5 protein-coding genes are annotated in these 4,536 nt (G+C 35.1%); 2 read left to right on the forward strand and 3 right to left on the reverse strand.

Annotated elements, in window-relative coordinates:
• The 3 genes from QZ657_RS16220 to QZ657_RS16230 form a co-directional block, all read right to left on the reverse strand.
• On the reverse strand, positions 1-425 hold a 425-nt coding region (locus QZ657_RS16220), incomplete at its 3' end, for an N-acetylmuramoyl-L-alanine amidase (RefSeq protein ID WP_291968110.1).
• Entirely contained in the window at positions 425-847 is a 423-nt protein-coding gene (locus QZ657_RS16225) for a 3D domain-containing protein (RefSeq protein WP_291963615.1), read from the reverse strand. The genes QZ657_RS16220 and QZ657_RS16225, both read right to left, overlap by 1 nt.
• Before the next feature lie 5 nt (positions 848-852).
• Positions 853-2,364: an FG-GAP-like repeat-containing protein gene (locus QZ657_RS16230; RefSeq protein WP_291968111.1), complete on the reverse strand. Its 1,512-nt coding sequence runs from the start codon at positions 2,362-2,364 to the stop codon at positions 853-855.
• 107 nt (positions 2,365-2,471) lie between these two features.
• Here QZ657_RS16230 and QZ657_RS16235 point away from each other — a divergent pair, with 107 nt between their 5' ends.
• Both QZ657_RS16235 and QZ657_RS16240 read left to right on the forward strand, forming a co-directional pair.
• Entirely contained in the window at positions 2,472-2,873 is a 402-nt protein-coding gene (locus tag QZ657_RS16235) for a DUF2452 domain-containing protein (protein WP_291968112.1), read from the forward strand.
• Positions 2,874-2,939: 66 nt separating this feature from the next.
• Positions 2,940-4,274 carry a serine hydrolase domain-containing protein gene (locus QZ657_RS16240; RefSeq protein WP_291968113.1) on the forward strand — a complete coding sequence of 445 codons (1,335 nt, stop codon included), beginning with the start codon at positions 2,940-2,942 and terminating at the stop codon, positions 4,272-4,274.
• Positions 4,275-4,536: the final 262 nt, after the last annotated feature.

Below are 4,536 nucleotides of genomic sequence, written 5' to 3' on the forward strand. Positions count from 1 at the left end.
GGTAATTCTTCTGTTCCGCCCACATTCTCTACACCAATAGCACAATGGTTAAGACCAATGACATGGCGTGCCATGGTAGTTTCCGGTAATAATTGATATATAGTACCGTCTCTATCTACCATAAAATGGGAAGATACGTTTAGGCCACTAACATTTTTAATATCCGGCCTCCAATTAGGTAAGGTTGCGGGATCAAAAGCCTCAAAAGATTTTTTGAACGTTGGTATGACCGTCCAATGCAGCACAATCATCTTAGGTATAATTTTAGGAGAATCCTGTTCTAGACCATACCTGTTTTGAAGATATGCCAAAGTCAACAATTTACGCTCTTCGTTAAAAGTTATAGGGTGCTCAATAATGATTTTGCTAGAAGAGCAAGCGCTTAGAGTACCTATTAATATGAGATATAAAATGTGTTGTTTCATTATTCAACCGTTTCTATACTGTCTTTTTTAACAGCATAGGATATCTTAATTTTTCTTCTCCCCCATTCTTTGGCCTTAGTTACATTTTCACCCATATAAATATCAATACGGTTGCGCCAACGAGAATGCATTTTATCTTTCACCAAATAAATACCCTCAAAGGTATCTATCTTTACCATAGTATTATAGCTTAAGCCTTTTCTTAGCAAATCTCTAGATACCGCAATCCATTTTTGACCAGGTTTTATAGAATCTCCCCATGCCGTAATTGCAGGATGCTCATAAGATGTTTGGTATGGTAAAGAATTATATGCAGTCGCCGTAACTTCCAGCTCAACCCAGTTATATTTATCATCCATAGATTTCTCAGAACAGCTAATAGCTAGTATCAAGATTAATAAAATGGATGTTTTTTGTACCATACCTACTAATGTAGCTTATTTTCTAAAATTAAAAGGTCTGTATAACTTTCCTTCCATGCTTCGTTTAAATATGCCGGCACGGGAGTAAATGAATAATTTAAGGCACTTAATACCAAATCATCATCGCCATCATTATCAATATCTGCAGCATCCATTAAAAACCATCTGCCCAGTTTGGTATTTGCAAAATGCTCTGTAGAAAATATATAGTGGGAGCTTTGCTCATTTTTTAAATATACCACGTTATAATCCGGGTGCTTTTCATAATCTGGGAACGTAGCCAATACTACAAAATCTACATCTCCATCTTGATCAAAATCATTGGCAATAACCCTCGTTGCACCATTAAGGGGATAAAAAAAGGTTTCCTCAAAATTATTATGACCATCGTTTAAATGAATACGCAAACCATGGTATGGCTTATGGATAATGGATTTATCGGCATTATCACCATTAACCGTAATTATATCATCAAAGCCATCGCCATCGTAATCTATCAGTTCAAACCAACTAGAACCATAAACAGGGTTAAAACGAATCACTTTGTCCATTTCAAAGTTCAAGTTTTCCTTTTGATATAATATGTATATTGCTTCATCACCTTGTGCGGCCATAACTACCAGGTCTTTTTTTCCATCATGGTCCATATCTTTGGCGATAACACGTATAGACCCTGGAACATTCAGCAGCGTTTTATTATTGTAAAATCCAAAAGTATCCTTTTCCAGCAGCGTTAGTTTGCCTTTTAGGTTGCCAAATTCGCTAATAATTATTTCTTCGTTGCCATTATCATTTAAATCAATATATAATGTATGTACCGGTCTGTGCAGCGAATCTTGTAATACTTTGGTAGCGCTACCGCTTCTAACTACTGTTTTTCCCCTTGGTATCTCATTAGGATCCATTACGCCCATATTGGTTACAAAAATACTATCACCACTAATTCGCGCATCGGTTATAGCTAAATTAAAGTTGCCCAATAATTCATTCTTTTCTGTTTCCAAGTTGTATGCGGATAAAGCTCCTCTCCTATTACCTGTCAAAATTTTATGGTGCAGCGTATCTATCTTTAAAAAAGTATATAGATTACCCTTTACGCTATCCAAAGCAACAGGTTTTGCAATGAATTGAGAAAGTGTTGCATTTTCTATAGCAACAGGATTATTTATAACACTATCCGGCGCCATACTAACTATGTACTCTACCAATAAATTCCAATCTTCTTGTTTTATAATTGGTTTAGAAGGATAAATACCTGTTTTAATAATAGCAATCTGTTCATCAAAGGAATGTTGGTAATATGGATGGTGTTCCGCAGTAATGATTCCTAGTCGCGCGCCCATTTCTGGCAGTACATTATCTTTCCAGATATGCTTAGGTAAATCGTTAATGTTAGGTGCTAAATGGCAGCTTGCACAATAAGTTTTATAAAGAACCACCTCTTTAGGACGGTTTTCAGTATTGCAAGATAAAACTGAACATAGTAAAACAGTATATATGAAAAATTTTAAATGCATTTAAATTTGATGGTTTTATATAGCTAGAATTGGAATAATTGAAGATACCTATACTTAAATAATCTAGCAAGATATAAGTGCTTGCTTTTCTTTAAATTTGTAAGGCTATGAAAAAAGAAAAAAAACCAGATAATGTAGTGTTCAATGAGGACACTCAAGAATATCACGGCAAATTATCACCTTTTGCAACGGGTGTATCCGCTCCTAAAATTACGCCGCCGGACATTACTTCTTGGAAGAACACACATATTGTAAGCGCCAATAACCAGTTTAAGGCAGAATATGAGGCACTACAGGCGTCATATAGAAAACTGATGGACAATTTTGAATACAATAACCTTGTATATAGTGCAAAGTTTAGTTTTGAACCCATTGTGGGCAAAGAATACCATTTGTACAGGGCAAAAGATGAAAGTACATTCTTATCGCTGATTTTACCAGAAGAATGCAACTTTGATTATTTGGGAAGTTTTAAACTAGGACCTGATAAGACATGGGAAAAAATGTAGTGACCAAAAAGATATACCAATAGTTCAATAGTGACTTTTACAAAAAGTTTAAAGAATAAAGTGAAAATGAAAAAGCTTAAATGGATTTTTGGTATCGCCTTAATTTGCCTAATTGCCGCAGCATATTTCAACTATCCCAAATTAAATTTAATATCTGGCTATGCTTCTAAAAACATGGCTTCAAGTGTTTTTACAGCAGATAGAGACATTGACGGTATTACCTTAAATGACAATAATATGCCATTAATAAAATTGGCAGATACTAAAGTGTCCAATAAAAACAAATCTGCTACAGCTACGGTATACGGACTAATGCCAAGAACGGCCGTTTATAAAGAAGGACTTGGTGCAGTGCTAACCAACAAAGAGTTTTCTAAGCATAATTTTGATATTGTACCTAATAGGTTTACAAAAAAAGACACATTGCCTTTCCCCTACGGTAATAACGGAGTAATAGATACTGTTTTAGACAATGTAGCTTACGATAAATTAGAAGTTGCTTTTGAAAATGCTTTTAAAGATGCCGAACAAAAAACAAGATCTCTTTTAGTAATACATAAAAACCAAATTATTGGGGAACGGTACATTGATGGGTTCACGAAAGACACCAAAATTCTGGGCTGGTCCATGACCAAAAGTATTTTGGCTACGCTATACGGTATTTTAGAATATCAAGATAAAATTGATATAGATTACAAACCGTTTTCAGATGAAATACGCATGAAGAATCCGAAAACAAACATTACGCTTGATCATCTCTTACGTATGCAAAGCGGTTTAGAATGGGACGAGAACTATTTTAAAATATCCGATGTTACCCGCATGCTATTCCTAGATTCTGATATGACCTTGGCACAGCGAAATAAAAAAGTAGTTGCCCAACCTACAGAAATTTGGAACTATTCTTCTGGTACCACTAACTTACTTTCAGGAATTCTAAGAGAGCAGTTCGCTACACATCAAGAATATCTTGACTTTCCATATAAGGAACTGATCGATAGAATTGGAATGAACTCTATGCTTTTGGAGACCGATCTAAACGGTAATTATATATTATCCTCTTATGGATGGGCAACAACAAGAGACTGGGCCAAATTTGGATTATTATACCTGAATAGAGGTGAATGGAACGGTGAACGTATTTTTTCCGAGTCATGGTCAGACTACGTTTCCAAGCCAACCATCAACTCCAATGGTACTTATGGCGCCCATTTTTGGTTAAATGCGAAAGCAAAGTATGCAGATATCCCCACAGACCTATATTCCGTAAACGGATTTCAGGGACAACGAATATTTATAATACCATCAAAAGATTTGGTTGTAGTAAGAACCGGTCTTAAAGAACAGACCGATGAACAATTTAACACCCTGTTGAAAGAAATTATAGCGTCTATTCGATAAAAGGTTCAAAATTTTAACCTTTTCAATACAATACCACAATTTATAGTCCATTCACAACAGAATTCCCTTGTCTGGCAACAATAGTTTCAGAGAACCCTAAATGATATATACATTTACAGTGTTATTAAAAACGAAATAAAAATTTTTCATTTTCATATAGTGTTCTCGTAAAAGAGTCTGATCTTCACTGATCAGACTCTTTTTAGTTTAGGGTGTTTCCAGTTTCCAGTTTCCAGTTTCCAGTTTCCAGTTTCCAGTTTCC

The organism is Maribacter sp. (genome assembly GCA_020629415.1).
GTDB lineage: Bacteria > Bacteroidota > Bacteroidia > Flavobacteriales > Flavobacteriaceae > Maribacter > Maribacter huludaoensis.